This is a genomic window from Allobosea sp. (assembly GCF_035944895.1).
Taxonomy (GTDB): Bacteria; Pseudomonadota; Alphaproteobacteria; order Rhizobiales; family Beijerinckiaceae; genus Allobosea.
The window spans coordinates 255,710-271,789 of the sequence record NZ_DASZAT010000010.1 but is presented as its reverse complement, the minus strand read 5'-3'; the positions used below and the strand labels follow the sequence as shown (position 1 = coordinate 271,789).

Sequence of the window (16,080 nt, the reverse complement as noted above, 5' to 3'; positions counted from 1 at the left end):
GCGGGGTATAGCATCGGCTTCCGCGATGGCGTCGAGCCGGTTCGCGTCAGGCCCCGGCCACGCCCTCCCCAACCAGAGGAGCTTGGCCATGCGTGAATCCGATCCGCAGAAACTGGATGCCTTGGTGGGACGTCTCGTCGGGGATGTCGGGGCCTGCGTCACCGGCTCGCTCATCGTCCTCGGCGACCAGCTCGGCCTCTACAAGGCGATGGCCGATGGCAAACCGGTCACGGCCGCGGAACTCGCCAGCCGGACCGGCCTGAAGGAACGCTATGTTCGCGAATGGCTCTCGGCCCAGGCCGCGGCGGAGTACATAGAGTACGATGAAGGGAGTGACAGTTTCAGCCTGTCGCCCGAGCAGGCCATGGCCTTCGCCGAGGAGGGCAGCCCGGCCTTCTTCGCCGGCGCCTTCGAGATCGTCCAGTCGATGTGGGTCGACGAGCCCAAGGTCGAGCAGGCCTTCAAGACCGGGGCGGGCCTGGGCTGGCACGAGCACAGCAACTGCCTGTTCCGCGGCACCGAGCGCTTCTTCCGCCCGGGCTACAACACCAATCTGGTGAGCAGCTGGATTCCGGCGCTGGACGGCGTCAAAGCGAAGCTCGAAGCGGGTGCCGTCGTCGCCGATGTCGGCTGCGGCCATGGCGCCTCGACCATCCTGATGGCGCAGGCTTATCCGAAGTCGCGCTTCTACGCCTTCGACTATCACGGCCCCTCGATCGAGAAGGGCAGGGAGGCGGCGGACAAGGCCGAGGTTGGTGACCGCATCGTCTTCGAGCGCGCCAGCGCCAAGGATTTTCCTGCGGCGAGCTATGATCTCGTCGCGATGTTTGACTGCCTGCACGACATGGGCGATCCGGTCGGGGCCGGCCGCCATGTCAGGGAGACGCTGGCCGAAGGCGGTACCTGGATGATCGTCGAGCCCTTCGCGCACGACAGCCTGAAGCAGAACCTCAACCCGGTCGGCCGGATCTATTACGGCGCCTCGACGATGATCTGCACGCCGGCCTCGATGGCGCAGGAAGTCGGGCTCGGCCTCGGTGCGCAGGCTGGCGAGATGCGTCTGCGCAAGGTCGCAATGGATGCCGGCTTCACCCGCTTCCGCCGCGCCACCGAGACGCCATTCAACATGGTGTTCGAGGTCCGGGCCTGAACCGGGAACGACAAACCCGCCCGCCGTTTTGGCGAGCGGGCTGAGCGATCGATCGGCTGATGTCGATCAGCGCGCAGTCGGAGCGACCGCGACCTCGCTGACGCGGGCGGCCTCGCGCGCCGCCGCCTTGCGCCGCTGCGTCGCGATCAGCAGCAGGCCGAGCGCGCCGAGCTCGCAGGCAGCCCCGACGAAGCCGAGCTCCCAGGAGGCGCCGTGGCGCAGCACCTGCTGGCCGAGCGCGGCACCGGCGGCGATGCCGATATAGAGCGCCGAGGCGTTGAGCGAGAGCGCGACCACGACCGCATCGGGCGCCATCGCCGCGAGGCGCGACATCTGCGAGGGATGTCCGGCCCAGCCGGCGCCGCTCCAGATCATCAGGATCACCGGCAGGACGAAGATCGCCACGGCAGGCGGCAGCGTCACCGCGACGAGAGAGGCAGCGGCCAGCGATGCGGCGAGCAGGGTCAGCACGAAGGTCAGCGTCGGCACCGGGCCGAAGCGGTCGCTGGCCTGGCCGCCCCACTGATTGCCCAGCGCCGAGCCGATGCCGGTGACGACCAGCGTCGCGCTCAGCCAGTGGCCGGAAATGCCGGCATGGGCCGAGAGGAAGGGCGCGACATAGGTGTAGAGCGTGAAGGCGCCAGTGGTCCAAAGCGCGGTGGTGCCGAGCGCCAGCAGCACGTCGCCGCGGCGCGCGACCTGCAGCCGCTCGGAGAGGGTGTTGGTGCCGCGCGGCAGGCCGGCCGGCATCTTGAGCAGGAGGCCGGCGAGCGCGAGCGCGCCGAACAGCGCCACGACCAGGAACGGGAAATGCCAGCCGAGCGTGGCGACGGCGGTGCCGAGCGGCACGCCCAGGATCAGCGACACGGTCATGCCGCCGGTAACCAGCGCGATGGCGCGAGCCCGGCGTTCCGGCGGCACCAGCGCCACCGCGACGGCGTTCGCCGCCGGCATGAACACGCCGGAGCCGAGCGCCATGACGATCCGCGCCAGCATCAGCCAGGCGAAGTCGCTGGTGAAGGCGGCGAGGAGATTGGCGAGGGTGAAGATGGCGAGCGAGCCGACCAGCACGAGCTTGCGATCGAGATTGCCGAACAATGTGGAGAGCACCGGCGAGCCGATGGCATAGGCGATGGCGAAGATCGAGATCAGCAGGCCGGCCGTGTCGACGCTGACGCCGAAAGCGGCGGCGAGATTGGGCAGGATGCCGGTGATGACGAGGCTGCCCGTGCCGATGGCGAAGGCGCCGCCGGCCAGGAGGAGGAGACGGATATCCATGGCAATGCGCTCCGTGGGGAGTTGCCGACTATTTCAATGATTGTTGAAACATGGGCGTCGGCCAACCATGAGTCAATCCTAAATTCAAGGATCATTGAAACTTGTCAGGAGCGGCCGATGCAATTAAGCCGGAGGTGATGAAGCAGCTCTTCCATCCCGAGATCGAGGACGTCCTGCCGGCCGACGTGTTCGCGGCGCTGGGCGATCCGATCCGGCTCGGCATCCTGGTGACGCTCGCCGATTGCGACGAGGTCGACAAGGCGCGCTGCGGCGCCTTCACCGAGCTCGCCTCGCCCTCGCTGCTGTCCTACCATTTCGCAAAGTTGCGCGAGGCGGGGATCACGCGCTCGCGGTCGGAGGGCACGGTGCGCTTCCTCAGCATCCGCCGCGAGGAGTTCAACCGGCGCTTTCCCGGCCTGCTCGACAGCGTGATCGAGACAGCGCGGCGCGACCCGTCGGTACCGCGGATCAAGCTCGACGTCTGATCCGCGGTCAGCAGGTCGGCGCTACGGGATGAGTATCGTCGAGCCGGAGGTTCTGCGGGCCTCGAGGTCGCGATGCGCCTGCGCGGCATCGGCGAGCGGGTAGGATTGCAGCGCCGCGATCTTGACCGTGCCGTCGGCGACGACGGTGAACAGCGCGTTGGCGGCAGTTTCGAGGTCCTCGCGCCTGGCCATGTATGTCGCGAGCGTCGGCCGCGTCACGAACAGCGAGCCCTTGCTGGCGAGCTGGCCGACGGCGAAGGGCGGCACCGCGCCCGAGGCATTGCCGTAGCTGACCATCAGGCCGAGCGGGCTCAGGCTGTCGAGCGACGCCTCCCAGGTGTCCTTGCCGACCGAATCGAAGACCACTGGGACACCGGCGCCGTCCGTGATTTTGCGCACTCGTTCGGCGATGTTCTCCTCGCGATAGAGGATCGTATGGGCGCAGCCATGGGCCCGAGCCAGCGCCGCCTTCTCCTCGTTGCCGACGGTGCCGATCACGGTGACGCCGAGCGCGCTGAGCCACTGGCAGGCGATCAGCCCGACGCCGCCGGCCGCGGCGTGCAGGAGCACGGTGTCGCCGAGCTTGGCGCGATAGGTCCGGTGGATCAGGTAATAGGCCGTCAGGCCCTGCAGCATCATCGCCGCGGCCTGTTCGTCCTTGATGGCGTCGGGCAGCTTGACCAGCGGGGCGGCCGGCATGATGCGCGCCTCGGCATAGGCGCCGGGCGGACCGCCGGCATAGGCGATGCGATCGCCGGGCCGCAGATTGGCGATGCCGTCGCCGACCGCCTCGACGGTGCCAGCCGCCTCCAGGCCGATGCCGCTCGGCAGCGGCAGCGGATAGAGGCCGCTGCGCTGGTAGACGTCGATGAAGTTAAGGCCGACGGCCGTCTGGCGGAGACGAACCTGGCCCGGCCCGGGGACGCCGAGCGCGGCCTCCTCGTAGCGCAGCACTTCGGGGCCGCCATTCTCATGGATGCGGATCTGCTTGGTCATTGCGATGTCTCGTGATGGGGGCAGCTGGAGCGCCGCTGACGTCGTGATGGGGAGGCGTTTCAGACCTCGCCAGCGGCCTCGATGTCCTTGAGATGCTGGCGGAAGCCGTAGGCCGGGTCCTGCGCCCGCGTCGCCAGGTACTGGTCGAAGCGCGTCTGGCTGCGGTAGCTGCGGCCGGCGCGCATCGCCGCGAGCTGGCGCGCCTCGGTCTCGCGATAGCCGATCGCAGCCGCGACGATGTCCTCGATCCGGCTTTCGGGCAGGAACAGCACGCCGTTGCTGTCGGCGGCGACATAGTCGGTCTCGGCGATGCCGTGCTGGCCGACCAGTGCCTGACGGAAGAGGTCGTGCGGCCGCGGATGCAGGCGCTGCGGCCCGGTCGGCAGTGTGCCGAGGCTGAACACCGGCAGGCCGAGCTCGGCGAGCTCGCGGTTGTCGCGGTGCAGGCCCCAGATCACGAAGCCGGCGATGCCGGCCGCCTTGGCCTCGATCGCAACGATGTCGCCGATGCAGGCCTCATCGAGGCGCCCGCCATTGTCGATGACGATCACCTCACCTGGAGCGGCGTGCTCGAGCAACTCGAAGAAGACATCGATGCTGCCGACATGGCGCACGGGGCGGGCTCGGCCGCGGACTTCCATGTCCTGGGCGAGGGGCCGCAAGCCCGCAGGCGCGAAGCGGATCGGCACGCCGCAGCGCAGGCAGCCATCCGCCAGATGCGGGGTGGTGAGTGTCTTCAACTGTTCGATGAGATCGGGCTGCATTCGCTGTCCTCCAGGGGCTGGTCCGGCCACAAGGCCGCTGGACAGGACGCTAGCAATGCAGGATCATTCCGAATAACGAAATGATTGTAAGTCTGACTTCAGGAATTCGGGTCGATGTCGGCGAATTTCGATATGGATGCGCTGCGGGCCATGGTGGTCGGTGTCGAACTCGGCAGCTTCGCCCGCGCTGCGACGCAACTCGGCCGGTCGCAATCGGCGGTCAGCATGCAGCTCAAGAAGCTGGAGGAGCAGGCGCGGCGTCCGCTGTTTCGCCGCGACGGGCGCGGGCTGGTGCCGACCGAGGCCGGTGAGGCGCTGCTGAGCTATGCCCGCCAGATCATCGCGCTGAACGACGAGGCTGCGGCGGCTGTCGGCAACAGCGCAGGGGCGGCCACGGTGCGCCTCGGCTTGCCGCAGGACTTTTTCGAGGACGTGATGCCGGAGGTGCTGGGGCTGTTCTCGCAGCAGCGACCGAATTCCCATCTCGAAGTCCGCGCCGGGCGCAACTACGCGTTGGAGGAGGAGGTGGAGGCCGGCCGGCTCGATGTCGCGCTCGCCTTCTTCAAGGCGGGTTCATCGACGGCCGGTGCGCATGTCGCGACGTTGCCGCTGGTCTGGCTGGCTGCCGAGACCATGCAGCGACCCGGCTCGACCGAGCTGCCGCTCGTGCTGTTCGACCATCCCTGCCTGTTCCGGCAGACCGCGCTCCAGACCCTCGACCGGCAGCGCCTGCGCTGGCGGATGGCGCTGACGACGCCGAGCCTTCCGGGCCTGTGGGCCGCTCTCGGGGCAGGACATGGTGTTTCGGTCCGGACCCGTCACCGCCTGCCGGGCGCGGTTCGCGATGTCGCCGCCGAGCATGGCCTGCCGGAGCTGCCGCCGATCGAGGTGCGCCTGCTGACGTCGGGCACGCGAACGCCGGCAGCTGCAGACCTGCTCGACATCGCCAGCGATGTCACCCGCAGGCTGATCGCTGAACCGGCGGCGGCTGCCGACTAGATCAGCCGCAGCAGGGACAGCCCGGGCCGAAGACCGCCCGGCTGCCGAGTGCCGCCAGTTTTCCGCGCCAGCCCGGCACCTTCTCCCTGATCCCTGCCATCGTCCGCTCGCGGTCGATGCGGGTCGGGCGGCCATCCTCCACGACGATCGTGCCGTCGATGATGCTGGTCACCACGTCGCTCGCCCGTGCGTAATAGACCAGCGCGGCATAGTCGCCGTAATAGGGCTGGAGGTGCGGGCGATCGATGTCGACCATGATCAGGTCGGCCTTCTTGCCCGGCTCCAGCGAGCCGATCTCGTCCTGAAGACCCATGACGCGGGCGGCGCCGATCGTGTGCAGCTCCAGCGCTTGCGCGCAGGAGAGGGCGGTCGGGCTGCCCAGGCGCAGCCGCATGGCGTTGAGGGCGTTGCGCATGCCTTCGAACGGGTCGTTCAGCATCCAGTCGGTGGCGAAGCCGGTCGGAATGCCGCGCGCCATGATGTCCTCCAGCGGCGGATAGCGGCCACGGCGTGGATAGATCGTCGGGCAATGCGCGTAGGCCGCACCGCTCCCCTCGACCGCATCGAGATCGCCGGTATCGGCGAAGACGAGGTGGGCGAGCACGACATCCGGGCCGAGCATGCCGACGTCCCTGAGAAACTCGACCGGGCCGCAACCATGGGCCGCCTTGATCTGCTCGACCTCGGCGATGCTCTGGGCGGCGTGGATGTGCATGCCGATGCCGAGCCGGTTCGCCTCGGCGCGGGCGGTCCTCAGTAGCTCGGCCGAGCAGGTGTCGGTGGCGTGCGTGCCGATGCGCGCGGTGATGCGGCCATCGGCGGCGCCATGCCAGCGCTCGGCGAAGGCGACGCCGTCGCGCAGGCGCTTCTCGCCGATGTCAGGATGATGCGTGTAGTCGCCGCGCCAGAGTTCGTGCAAGCGGACATCGAAGACCTTGTGGGCGATCTGCGCGCGCAGGCCGCAAGACTCGACCGTTTCGGCGAGCCGGTGCGGCGCGTACCAGATGTCGTTGATCGTGGTGATGCCGGCCTGGAGCATGTCGGCGCAGCCGGCTTCCGCCAATAGCGCCCACTCGTCCTCACTGATGTCCTTCTCCATCCGGAAGGCGACTTCGAGCAGCGCCCCCTTGGCCGCGTGGTCGTCGGTCTGGCTGCGGAAGACCAGTGACGCGGCATGCGAATGGCAATTGACGAAGCCGGGCAGGACGGCCCGCCCGGCACCATCCAGCGTGCGGGCCGGCGCCCAATGTCCCTCCGGCTGGCGCGGGCCGGCATGGAGGATGCGCCCGCCCGCGATCGCGACCTCGCCATCGGGGATCACCGGCATGCCGGGACTGACCGGATAGAGGAATTCGGCGCGCACCAAGAGGTCGATCTCGATCATGGCGCGGGCTCCTCCATCGCATGAGAAGGCGAGCTTAGGGCGCGCGCTGTGGAAGGCCAGCGACGTGCCTGCACGGCAGCCTTGCGTCCGCAATTCGCTCTCGCTATGAAATGTTACAACGTAACAAAATATGAGATCCGAGATGGATGGCCGCCTTCCCGTCACCGTGCTTTCCGGCTTTCTCGGCGCCGGCAAGACGACGCTGCTCAACCACGTCCTCAACAACCGCCAGGGCCGCAAGGTCGCGGTCATCGTCAACGACATGAGCGAAGTGAACATCGACGCCGATCTCGTCCGGTCCGGCGGCGGCGATCTCTCGCGCACCGACGAGAAGCTGGTCGAGATGAGCAATGGTTGCATCTGCTGCACCTTGCGCGACGATCTCCTGGCCGAGGTCGGCCGGCTCGCCCGTGACGGGCGCTTCGACTACCTGCTGATCGAGGGCACCGGCATCGCCGAGCCGCTGCCGATCGCCGCGACCTTCGAATTCCGCGATGAGGACGGCTTCTCGCTCTCCGACCTCGCCCGGCTCGACACCATGGTGACGGTGGTCGATGCGGTGAACCTGCTCAGGGATTACGGCTCGCGCGATTTCCTGCGCGAGCGCGGCGAGACGGCCGGCGAGGGCGACGAGCGCACGCTGGTCGACCTGCTGGTCGAGCAGATCGAATTCGCCGATGTCGTCGTGCTCAACAAGGTCGGCGATGCCGGGCCGGAGGCGGTGGCGCAGGCGAGACTGGTGATCCGGGCGCTCAATCCGGATGCACGATTGATCGAGGCCGATTTCGGCCGCGTTAGCCTCGACCAGATCCTCGATACCGGTTTGTTCGACCATGAGAAGGCGCAAGAGCACCCGCTCTGGCACAAGGAGCTCTACGGCTTCAAAGACCATGTGCCGGAGACCGAGGAATACGGCATCTCGTCCTTCGTCTACCGGGCGCGCCGGCCCTTCCATCCGGAAAAGTTCAACGCGTTCCTGGCGCAGAGCTGGCCGGGGCTGATCCGGGCCAAGGGCCATTTCTGGCTGGCGACGCGGCCGGAATGGGTTGGCGAGATGTCGCTCGCAGGTAGCATCTGCCGGACCGAGGCGATGGGCTTCTGGTGGGCCGCCGTGCCGCGCCCGCGCTGGCCCGACCATCCGGACTGGCGCGCCATCCTGAACCGGCACTGGCATTCGGTCTGGGGCGACCGCCGTCAGGAGCTGGTCTTCATTGGTGCCGGCATGGACGAGAGCGCTATCCGTGCCGGGCTCGATGCCTGCCTCATCGGCGAGACGCCGACCATCGCCTTCAAGCCCGAGCGCTATCGCGACTTGCCCGACCCGTTCCCGGCCTGGCGCCGCGCGACCGCTGCCTGAGACCTCCCCCTTTCCCGTCCGCCCTGGAGACTATGATGCGTTCGCTTTCCCTGTTGTCCTCGCTCGCCATCTCGGCCGTGCTGTCGAGTCTGCCGGCCCTTGCTCATGACCATGCCGTGCTGCGCGGCCGGCTGGTCTTCGCCGACCATGAGAAGCCGGTCGTGCGCGTGCTCGATCTCGACACCGGCGAGGTCACCCACAGCTTCGACCTGCCCAAGGCTAATCCCGGCTTCGCCACGGCGCAGGGCGGCCGTTTCGTGGTGGTCAAGACCGGCGACGATGCCGGCACGCTCCGCTTCCTCGACACCGGCCTGACGATCGAGTCGCATGGCGACCACAACGACATCGAGAAGGGGCCGGTGAAGCTGCTCGACCTGACGCTCACCGGCCAGAAGCCGGCCCATGTCATCTCCGGCCATGGCCAGCTCGCACTGTTCTATGACGGCATCCGCCCCTGGGACGGGCAGAGCACGGCGAAGGCGGTGCTGGTCGCGATCAACGACCTTTCCAAGGACAAGCCGGCGCTGACGGAATGGCCGAGCCCCGGGCCGCAGCATGGCATCGTCGTGCCGCTAGGCGAGGGGCGCTGGCTGATGTCGGTGCCGAACCCGGTCTATGTGAAGGGCGAAGACAAGAGCGCCTCGTCGCGGCCTGATGGCTTCGAGATCCTCGACCGGACGAAAGGCGGCTGGGGCAAGCTCGCCAGCTTCAACGACCCGGCCAAGCCCGACGCCTCCTGCAAGCTCTATCACGGCCATGCCGCCGCCGATGGCCGCCACGTCTTCGGCTGTGCTGAAGGGGAGGGCGGCGGCATGCTGGTGCTGTCGCAGGCCGGGGCCAAGTTCAGCGCCCACAAGCTCGCCTATCCCGACGAGCGCCGGCTGAGCACGATCAAGGCCAAGGCCGGCGCGAAGTTCATGGTCGCCAATTACGGCAAGACCTCGCCCTATGACGGGCTGCTCCGGGTCGATCCGACCGCCAAGTCGCTAACCTCAGCGGACGTCCTGCCGGTGCCGGGCGGCCAGTCAGCCTGCCAGTTCGAGCTCTCGGCCAATGGCCGGCGGCTCGCCAATCTGACGCCGGACGGCAAGCTCCGGGTCTATGACATCGCCGGCTGGAAGGAGCTCGCCAGCTTCGACGCCGTGCCGGCCTTCGACTGCCAGTACGGCGCGAAGACACCGACCCCCTCGCTCGCGGTCGTCGGCGGCAGCGCCTATGTCAGCGATCCCACGAATGGCCGCATGCGCGAATACAATCTGGAGACGTTGAAGCAGGCGCTCGACCTGCCGGTCGAGGGTATGCCGGCCAATCTCGCCGGCAGCGATGCGGGCTGAATAGCCATAGGCTTCCGTTCAGCATCCGGGGTATAGGCATCCCGGATGCTGAACCGTCTTCCCCGCCATACGCGCCAGGTCATCGCCTATGCCTTTTCGGGCGTGATGGCGGCGGTCGCACATTACGGATTGCTGATCGGCCTGGTCGAGCTCGGCGAAGCCGATCCCGTTGCGGCCTCGCTGGCCGGTTTCGTGCTCGGCGGCGTCGTTTCCTATGTGCTGAACCGCTGGCTCACCTTCGAGGCGACGCGCACCCATGGCGAGGCGAGCTGGCGCTTCGGCCTGATCGCCTTCGGCGGCTTCCTGCTGACCGGCGTGCTGATGCACCTCTTCGTCAAGGTCGCCGGCTTGCCCTATCTGCCGATGCAGGTGGTCACCACGCTGATCGTGATGGTCTTCACCTTCGCCGGGCACAAGTTCTTCTCCTTCGCCGATCGCGAGAGTGCCTGATCAGCTCCACGTCGGAGCGTGGCGACCGGCGAGGTAGAGCGCCCAGCCGGTGAGCACGAGTGTCGCAAAGCTCGATGCCGTGCGGATGTGATTCCAGAGCGTCCACGGGATCGAATAAGCCTCCCAGATCGTGCGGGCGGCTTCGACCTCCGCTGGGATATTCGTCCGGGCCAGCCTTTCGTTCATTGGGATGTTAAGCACGATTGTGACCAGGAAGGTGCCGATCAGATAGACGATGGCTCCAAGCGCCAGCAGCAGCGCGACATTGCTCGCGCCCTGCGCGCGCCAGAGACCCGCGGCCACGAGCGCCACCACCGGCGTGCCGAAGAAGGCCGGGAAGAAGATGGCGTTGCGCACGACGATGTTGATGCTCTGCATCGCGGCGATCGCGGCTTTCGGGTCGACCGCATCCAGCGCCCACATCACCGACATCGAATAGGCATAGAAGAAGCCGGCCATGGCGCCGGCCAAAGCCAATGTGACGACGGTGAAGGCGAGCGCGAGCGAGGTCATGGCGTCGGAGCCTCCGGCGTAGCCTGCTTCCTGGCCGAGAAGGCCATACGATGCGGGTTATGGCCGAAATTCGTGCGGCGCGTGACGCCCGTGAAGCCGGCGGCCTCGACCAGCGCGGTGATGCCGACGGCGCTATAGGTTGAGAGGCCGTATTGCGCCCGCAGCTTGCGATAATCCGAGAAGACGGTGCGCACGAGGCCGCCGAGCGCAGCGACGAAGAAGCCGCCGCGCCAGGCGAAGCCGAGCAATTCGGTCGCGTCGGTCAAAGGCGAGAGATCGGGCGGGATCACATCGGCGAGAATGAGTTCGCCGCCGGGCTTGAGCTTGGCGAGCCAGGTCGCCAGCGCCGGCTTCAACTCGTCCTCCTTCAGATACTGGATCAGCGAATTGGCGACGACGAGGTCGAGCGAATCATCCGGCATGGCCTCGACCTCTTCTGGCGACACGACAGAGAGATTGGCGAGCCTGCCGAAGCGGGCTCTTAATTTCTCGCGGACCGTCGAGGCGGCTTCGCACAGGATCAGCTTCCCGCAAGCGCTAGCGACGAGATCGGCCGAGAGCGCCTCGCCGCAGCCGACATCGAGCACGGCGGCGTCCTTTGAGGGGACTGCGGCGGCGATATCCTGCGCGATGCGGCGATAATGCAGGGCCTTGTGGCGATCCGAGACGTAGATCGCGTGCTCGCCGTTCCAGAAATCACGCCAGGACATCGGGTCTCCGTTTCGAGGGGGCGCCTTCGCGGCTAGCCCTTAGCATGGCTGCGCTGCGCGTGCAGAGCAGGTTGATTGCATGCGGGGTTTACGGCACGGCTGCTGAGCCAATAGCTTGCGCGCGACCGACCGGAGCCTGCCCGACCATGCTGCTGTTGCCGAAACTGCTGAAGCGCTCGATCCGCAAGGGGCGCCTGACCGTGATCGCGCCGGACGGGCAGCGGCATGTCTTCGGGCCGGGGCGGACCGAATTCGTCTTCGCCGGCAAACCCGTCGTCGCTGGCGAGGTGACGGTGCGCTTCAAGGACACCAAGATCGAGCGCGAGCTCTTCCTCAATCCCGAGCTCGCACTGGCCGAAGGCTATATGGACCAGCGCATCGAGTTCGAGGACGGCTCGACCATCCACGATTTGCTGACGCTGTTCTGGATTCAGCGCGGCGAACTGCGCAAGCACCCGCTGCAGGCGGCGATCCGCAAGATGCGCTTCAAGATCCGGCGCTGGCGGATGCACAACCCGCTCGGCGTCGCCGGCAAGAAGGTCAAGCACCACTACGACATCCCGACCGAGTTCTACCGGCTCTGGCTCGACGAGACGATGACCTATTCCTGTGCCTATTGGCACAGCCCCGAGGTTGGCCTCGAGAACGCGCAGAAGGCCAAGCTCCGGCATCTCGCCGCCAAGCTGAAGATCGAGCCCGGCATGCGCGTGCTCGACATCGGCTCGGGCTGGGGCGAGCTGTCGATCTACCTCGCCAAGGCCTGCGGAGCGAAGGTGACCGGCCTCAACGTCTCGCCCGACCAGATGGCGGCGGCGCAGAAGCGGGCCGAGGCGGCCGGCGTCGGCGATGCCGTCAGCTTCATCAACAAGGATTATCGCGAGCTGACCGGGAGCTTCGACCGCGTCGTCTCGGTCGGCATGATGGAGCATGTCGGCGTTGCGCATTACCTCGAATATTTCGAGAAGATTCGCGACCTCCTGACCCCCGATGGCATCGCGCTCGTCCACTGCATCGGCCGCGTCGGCCCCCCCGGCTTCACCGGTCCGTTCTTCGACAAGTACATCTTCCCCGGCGGCTATGCCCCGGCGCTGTCGGAGGTCTTCGCCGCTGTCGAGCAGACCGGCCTCTGGCACTCGGACTGCGAGTTCTGGCGCCGCCACTATCACTGGACGCTGGAAGCCTGGCGCGAGCGCTTCATGGCGCATCGGCCGGAGGTAGTGACGATGCTGGGCGAGCGCTTTGCAAGGATGTGGGAGTTCTACCTCTCCGCCTGCTCGATCTCCTTCGACATCGGCGGCGACATGGTCTTCCAGTTGCTGCTCGGCCCGCACAAGAGCGCCGTGCCGGTGATCCGGGACTATATCACCGAGGCGGAAGCAGAGTTGGAGGCGAGGGGATTTTGACGGTGCCGTCGAATCCTGTCGGCCCTCGCATCAGACTGGTCTCGACACGAAGACGGCTTGTGACGAGACCGATAAGCCATCTGCCGAAACTCCTGTTGATCTGCATGATCTGGGCCGGTGGTGTTTGCGGTGCGGCGGCTCAGGCTTCGCCGCTCACGGCGGAACAGACCGCGGAGCTCTACTATCGGACCTGGCTCAACTACGACCGGACGAGCGCTTTGCGCCTGCAGCGCGAATGGGGCGCTTCGAACGGCGGGATCAACTATATCGACCTGAAGCGGACCGCCGATCCGATCGGCTGGACTCTCAAACATGCCATGTCGAGGCCTCCGGCCGGCGCCAGCAAGGAGCAACTGAAGCTGTTCGCGCGGCTCATGGTCGAGGCTGGCAAGCGCGTCCGGTGCCACGCGCAGGCAGCCCATATCGGGGCGCAATTGCCGACCGGTTCTCATCTGGCGAGGGTCGGACTCGCATGTGCGGTGCCGGATGCCGTGCCCGGACTTCAGCAGTTGAGGGCTCGTGCTGGGGCGAACGAGATCGGAGGCGCCGACAGCATGCCTTCCGCAACGATGCTGCGCGGCATGGTCGAAGCATTCGCGGCAGCGCCGCTGACCCGCCAGGTTGTGACTGAGATCGTGCTGACCGGAGACGCGGACAAGCGGGTCTGGCGAGCAGGGCCGACCGAACTCGGCGTCGAGCGCGTCTCGGCCGATCTCTCGCGGCAGCTCGTCCAGGCGGGTTTCCTGCAATGATGGCGAACATCTGGATTTCGGGAGCAGCTCGACCATGCTGATCGAACAGGTCTCGGATCTGCTGCGCGAGGTCGCGGCTGAAGTGGTGATGCCGCGCTTCCGGAAGCTGGGTGAGACGGAAGTCCGGGTGAAATCGCCGGGCGAGGAGGTCACGATTGCCGATGAGGAGGCGGAGCGGCTGCTCGATGTCCGCCTGCCTGAGCTGCTGCCGGGATCGCGGGTGATCGGCGAGGAGGCGGTCTCGGCCCGGCCGGAGCTGTTGCAGGGGCTGGGCGAGGGCACCGTCTTCGTGGTCGATCCGGTCGATGGCACCGCCAATTTCGTCAAGGGCAGCCCGTGCTTCTCGATGATGGTGGCGCTGCTGCGCGAGGGCGAGCCCGTAGCCTCCTGGATGCTGAGCCCGGCGACCGGGGCGATCCACGTTGCCGAGCGCGGCTCCGGCGCCTGGATCGATGGCGAACGCGTCCGGGTCGGGCGGGCGCCACCGTGGAGCGCGCTGCGCGGCGGCGTGCTGACCCGTTTCCTGCCCGCCGAGATCACAGCGCGGGTGCAGGCCAATGGCCGCGATCTTGCCGCCATCACGCCGGGGATGCATTGCGCCGGCGAGGAATATCCCGCGATCGTGCGTGGCGAGCAGCATTTCGTCATGTTCTGGCGCGGATTGCCCTGGGACCATGCGCCGGGCACGCTCTTCCTCGAAGAGGCGGGCGGCCGGGCGGCGCGTTTCGACGGGAGCCCCTACAGGCCGGCCGAACAGGGCTTCGGCATCCTGGCGGCGCAAACGCCGGAGCTCTGGGACGAATTGCAGCGGCGGCTGTTCGCTGAGGCCTGAGACAGGCTGACGAGAAAACGAGCCCCGCCGGCTCACCACCGCGAGGCTTGCTGCTGGTTGCCTCCCGATGGGGCATCATCTGATCGCAAAAAGTGGATCGCACTTTTGCGGAGCGTGCTCTCCGGACCCGCAACAGTCCTTTCGCCACGAAACCCCTACCCCTCTCCTTCCAGGAGAGGGGTCTCCGGCGCGGTTCCTCAACACATGCCGAGGCGAAGCCCCAATAGCTGCGTTTCAAAACTAAGGAATTGACCTAAGTATTAAGTCCGCCTATCAATGCCTCCGGCGCAGGGGCCGAAGGGCGACACCATGACACCGCAAATCGGCTCACCCACACCGCATGCGGCCAATGCCGTCATCGTGGATCAGATCTTCCGGGCGCTGTCGGACCCGACGCGGCGCAATGTGCTGGAGCGCCTGACGTCGCGGCCGGCCTCGGTGAGCGAGCTCGCTGCGCCCTACAAGATGGCCCTGCCATCCTTCGTCGAGCATCTGAAGGTGCTCGAGACCAGCGGCCTGGTGCGCTCGCACAAGGCCGGGCGCGTCCGGACCTACGAGCTGGCCGCCGATCAGTTGAAGCTCGCCGAGGACTGGCTCGGACGCCAGCGCAATCTGTGGACGCGCCGGCTCGACCGCTTCGACGCCTATGTCATGAGCCTGAAGGAAGAGGAGAGCAAATGACCTTGCCTGCGATCACGATCAATCCCGAACTCGACCTGGTGCTCGAACGCAAGCTCGATGTCCCGGTCGAGCTGGTCTGGCGTGCCTGGACGACGCCGGAGCACCTGCGCAACTGGTTCGCGCCCAAGCCGTGGCTGATCACCGCCTGCGATCTCGATCTGCGCCCCGGCGGCGCGATCAACTTCACCATGCGCTCGCCCGAGGGCGAGGAATATCCCAACACCCAATGCTATCTCGAGGTGAAGCCGCTGGAGCGGCTGGTCATGACCGACACGCTTCTCGGCGGCTATCGGCCAGCGCCGAACCCGTTCTTCACCGCCATCCTCGACCTCGCCCGGGACGGCAGCGGCACGCATTATCGGGCCGTCGCCATCCATGGCAACGATGCCAGCCGCAAGCAGCACGAGGAGATGGGTTTCCACGAGGGCTGGGGCACGGTGGTCGGCCAGATGGTCGAGTACATCAAGGCCGGGCGTCTCCAGGCCTGACGCGCCTGGCTGATCATGGCTGCAAAGATCCCCGGGGCGTTGTCCCGCTGAAAAGCGCGTGCCGCCCCGGGCGTGCCATCTCGGTGACCGTCAGAGGTTCTGCTGCAGGATCCGCCCGTTCGGGTGGACGCAGATCAGTTCCAGCCGGCCATCGCCGACATTTTCGAAACGGTGTGGGATGTCCGCGGCGGCGACGACGACGTCGCCGGGATAGCCGCGCGTCCGTTCGCCGCCGACAGTGAACTCGGCCTCGCCCTTCCGGACGATCCAGGTCTCGGAATAGGGGTGGACGTGCAGCATCGAGCCCTGGCCGGGCTCGGCGTCGACGATGAAGAACGAGACCGGGCCGCCGAGCTTCTCACCCTCGAAACGCACCGTGCGATTGGCGCCGCGCTGCTGATCTTCGGACCGAAGGACGTTGAACATAGCTGCCTCCCTGGCTGATCGCGGATCGATTTATCTTGACGAAAAGATATCTAGCCGAGAGATATCTTTCCGTCAAGA

At 67.0% G+C, this 16,080-nt stretch carries 18 protein-coding genes; 11 read left to right on the top strand and 7 right to left on the bottom strand.

Annotation, left to right across the window (positions count from 1 at the left end):
* Positions 1 to 88 precede the first annotated feature (88 nt).
* Positions 89 to 1,150 carry a methyltransferase domain-containing protein gene (locus tag VGV58_RS16905; RefSeq protein WP_326875198.1) on the top strand — a complete coding sequence of 354 codons (1,062 nt, stop codon included), beginning with the start codon at positions 89 to 91 and terminating at the stop codon, positions 1,148 to 1,150.
* A gap of 66 nt (positions 1,151 to 1,216) precedes the next feature.
* Here VGV58_RS16905 and VGV58_RS16900 read toward each other — a convergent pair whose 3' ends face one another.
* Positions 1,217 to 2,428: an MFS transporter gene (locus tag VGV58_RS16900; protein ID WP_326875197.1), complete on the bottom strand. Its 1,212-nt coding sequence runs from the start codon at positions 2,426 to 2,428 to the stop codon at positions 1,217 to 1,219.
* 137 nt (positions 2,429 to 2,565) lie between these two features.
* On the opposite strand from VGV58_RS16900, the gene VGV58_RS16895 reads away from it, so the two are divergent.
* Entirely contained in the window at positions 2,566 to 2,913 is a 348-nt protein-coding gene (locus VGV58_RS16895; RefSeq protein WP_326875196.1) for an ArsR/SmtB family transcription factor, read from the top strand.
* Between the two features lie 21 nt (positions 2,914 to 2,934).
* Here VGV58_RS16895 and VGV58_RS16890 read toward each other — a convergent pair whose 3' ends face one another.
* Positions 2,935 to 3,909 (bottom strand): quinone oxidoreductase family protein, encoded by a 975-nt coding sequence (locus VGV58_RS16890; RefSeq protein WP_326875195.1) that lies wholly within the window; start codon positions 3,907 to 3,909, stop codon positions 2,935 to 2,937.
* A gap of 59 nt (positions 3,910 to 3,968) precedes the next feature.
* On the bottom strand, positions 3,969 to 4,673 hold the full coding sequence (locus VGV58_RS16885; protein WP_326875193.1) for an RraA family protein: 705 nt from the start codon (positions 4,671 to 4,673) through the stop codon (positions 3,969 to 3,971).
* 114 nt (positions 4,674 to 4,787) lie between these two features.
* Here VGV58_RS16885 and VGV58_RS16880 point away from each other — a divergent pair, with 114 nt between their 5' ends.
* Positions 4,788 to 5,672 (top strand): LysR family transcriptional regulator, encoded by an 885-nt coding sequence (locus tag VGV58_RS16880; RefSeq protein ID WP_326875192.1) that lies wholly within the window; start codon positions 4,788 to 4,790, stop codon positions 5,670 to 5,672.
* 1 nt (position 5,673) lies between these two features.
* On the opposite strand, the gene VGV58_RS16875 is transcribed toward VGV58_RS16880, so the two are convergent.
* On the bottom strand, positions 5,674 to 7,056 hold the full coding sequence (locus VGV58_RS16875; RefSeq protein ID WP_326875191.1) for an amidohydrolase family protein: 1,383 nt from the start codon (positions 7,054 to 7,056) through the stop codon (positions 5,674 to 5,676).
* 142 nt (positions 7,057 to 7,198) lie between these two features.
* On the opposite strand from VGV58_RS16875, the gene zigA reads away from it, so the two are divergent.
* Genes zigA through VGV58_RS16860 form a run of 3 tightly spaced genes read left to right on the top strand, consistent with a single transcriptional unit; the run spans position 7,199 to position 10,197 of the window.
* The gene (gene zigA, locus VGV58_RS16870) at positions 7,199 to 8,413 is read left to right on the top strand and encodes a zinc metallochaperone GTPase ZigA (RefSeq protein ID WP_326875190.1); all 1,215 of its coding nucleotides are present in this window, start codon (positions 7,199 to 7,201) and stop codon (positions 8,411 to 8,413) included.
* A 35-nt stretch (positions 8,414 to 8,448) separates the two neighbouring features.
* The gene (locus VGV58_RS16865) at positions 8,449 to 9,747 is read left to right on the top strand and encodes a YncE family protein (RefSeq protein ID WP_326875189.1); all 1,299 of its coding nucleotides are present in this window, start codon (positions 8,449 to 8,451) and stop codon (positions 9,745 to 9,747) included.
* Positions 9,748 to 9,792: 45 nt separating this feature from the next.
* Positions 9,793 to 10,197 carry a GtrA family protein gene (locus VGV58_RS16860; RefSeq protein ID WP_326875188.1) on the top strand — a complete coding sequence of 135 codons (405 nt, stop codon included), beginning with the start codon at positions 9,793 to 9,795 and terminating at the stop codon, positions 10,195 to 10,197.
* Here VGV58_RS16860 and VGV58_RS16855 read toward each other — a convergent pair whose 3' ends face one another.
* Both VGV58_RS16855 and VGV58_RS16850 read right to left on the bottom strand, forming a co-directional pair.
* Positions 10,198 to 10,710, bottom strand: coding sequence for an anthrone oxygenase family protein (locus VGV58_RS16855; protein WP_326875187.1), 513 nt, complete (start codon positions 10,708 to 10,710; stop codon positions 10,198 to 10,200). It lies immediately after the preceding gene.
* Positions 10,707 to 11,420 carry a class I SAM-dependent methyltransferase gene (locus VGV58_RS16850; protein WP_326875186.1) on the bottom strand — a complete coding sequence of 238 codons (714 nt, stop codon included), beginning with the start codon at positions 11,418 to 11,420 and terminating at the stop codon, positions 10,707 to 10,709. The genes VGV58_RS16855 and VGV58_RS16850 overlap by 4 nt, the downstream gene beginning before the upstream one ends.
* Positions 11,421 to 11,566: 146 nt before the next feature.
* Between VGV58_RS16850 and VGV58_RS16845 the strand changes: the two genes are divergently transcribed.
* The 5 genes from VGV58_RS16845 (at position 11,567) to VGV58_RS16825 (ending at position 15,576) form a co-directional block, all read left to right on the top strand.
* Entirely contained in the window at positions 11,567 to 12,823 is a 1,257-nt protein-coding gene (locus VGV58_RS16845) for a cyclopropane-fatty-acyl-phospholipid synthase family protein (protein WP_326875185.1), read from the top strand.
* Between the two features lie 218 nt (positions 12,824 to 13,041).
* Positions 13,042 to 13,575 (top strand): hypothetical protein, encoded by a 534-nt coding sequence (locus VGV58_RS16840; RefSeq protein WP_326875184.1) that lies wholly within the window; start codon positions 13,042 to 13,044, stop codon positions 13,573 to 13,575.
* A 34-nt stretch (positions 13,576 to 13,609) separates the two neighbouring features.
* A complete protein-coding gene (locus VGV58_RS16835; protein WP_326875183.1) occupies positions 13,610 to 14,407 on the top strand; it encodes an inositol monophosphatase family protein in 798 nt (265 codons plus the stop codon).
* Between the two features lie 309 nt (positions 14,408 to 14,716).
* Positions 14,717 to 15,088 (top strand): ArsR/SmtB family transcription factor, encoded by a 372-nt coding sequence (locus VGV58_RS16830; protein ID WP_326875182.1) that lies wholly within the window; start codon positions 14,717 to 14,719, stop codon positions 15,086 to 15,088.
* Positions 15,085 to 15,576 carry an SRPBCC family protein gene (locus VGV58_RS16825; protein WP_326875181.1) on the top strand — a complete coding sequence of 164 codons (492 nt, stop codon included), beginning with the start codon at positions 15,085 to 15,087 and terminating at the stop codon, positions 15,574 to 15,576. Before VGV58_RS16830 ends, VGV58_RS16825 begins: the two co-directional genes overlap by 4 nt.
* 90 nt (positions 15,577 to 15,666) lie before the next feature.
* Here the strand turns inward: VGV58_RS16825 and VGV58_RS16820 are convergent, their stop codons facing one another.
* On the bottom strand, positions 15,667 to 16,002 hold the full coding sequence (locus VGV58_RS16820; RefSeq protein WP_326875180.1) for a cupin domain-containing protein: 336 nt from the start codon (positions 16,000 to 16,002) through the stop codon (positions 15,667 to 15,669).
* Positions 16,003 to 16,080 lie beyond the last annotated feature (78 nt).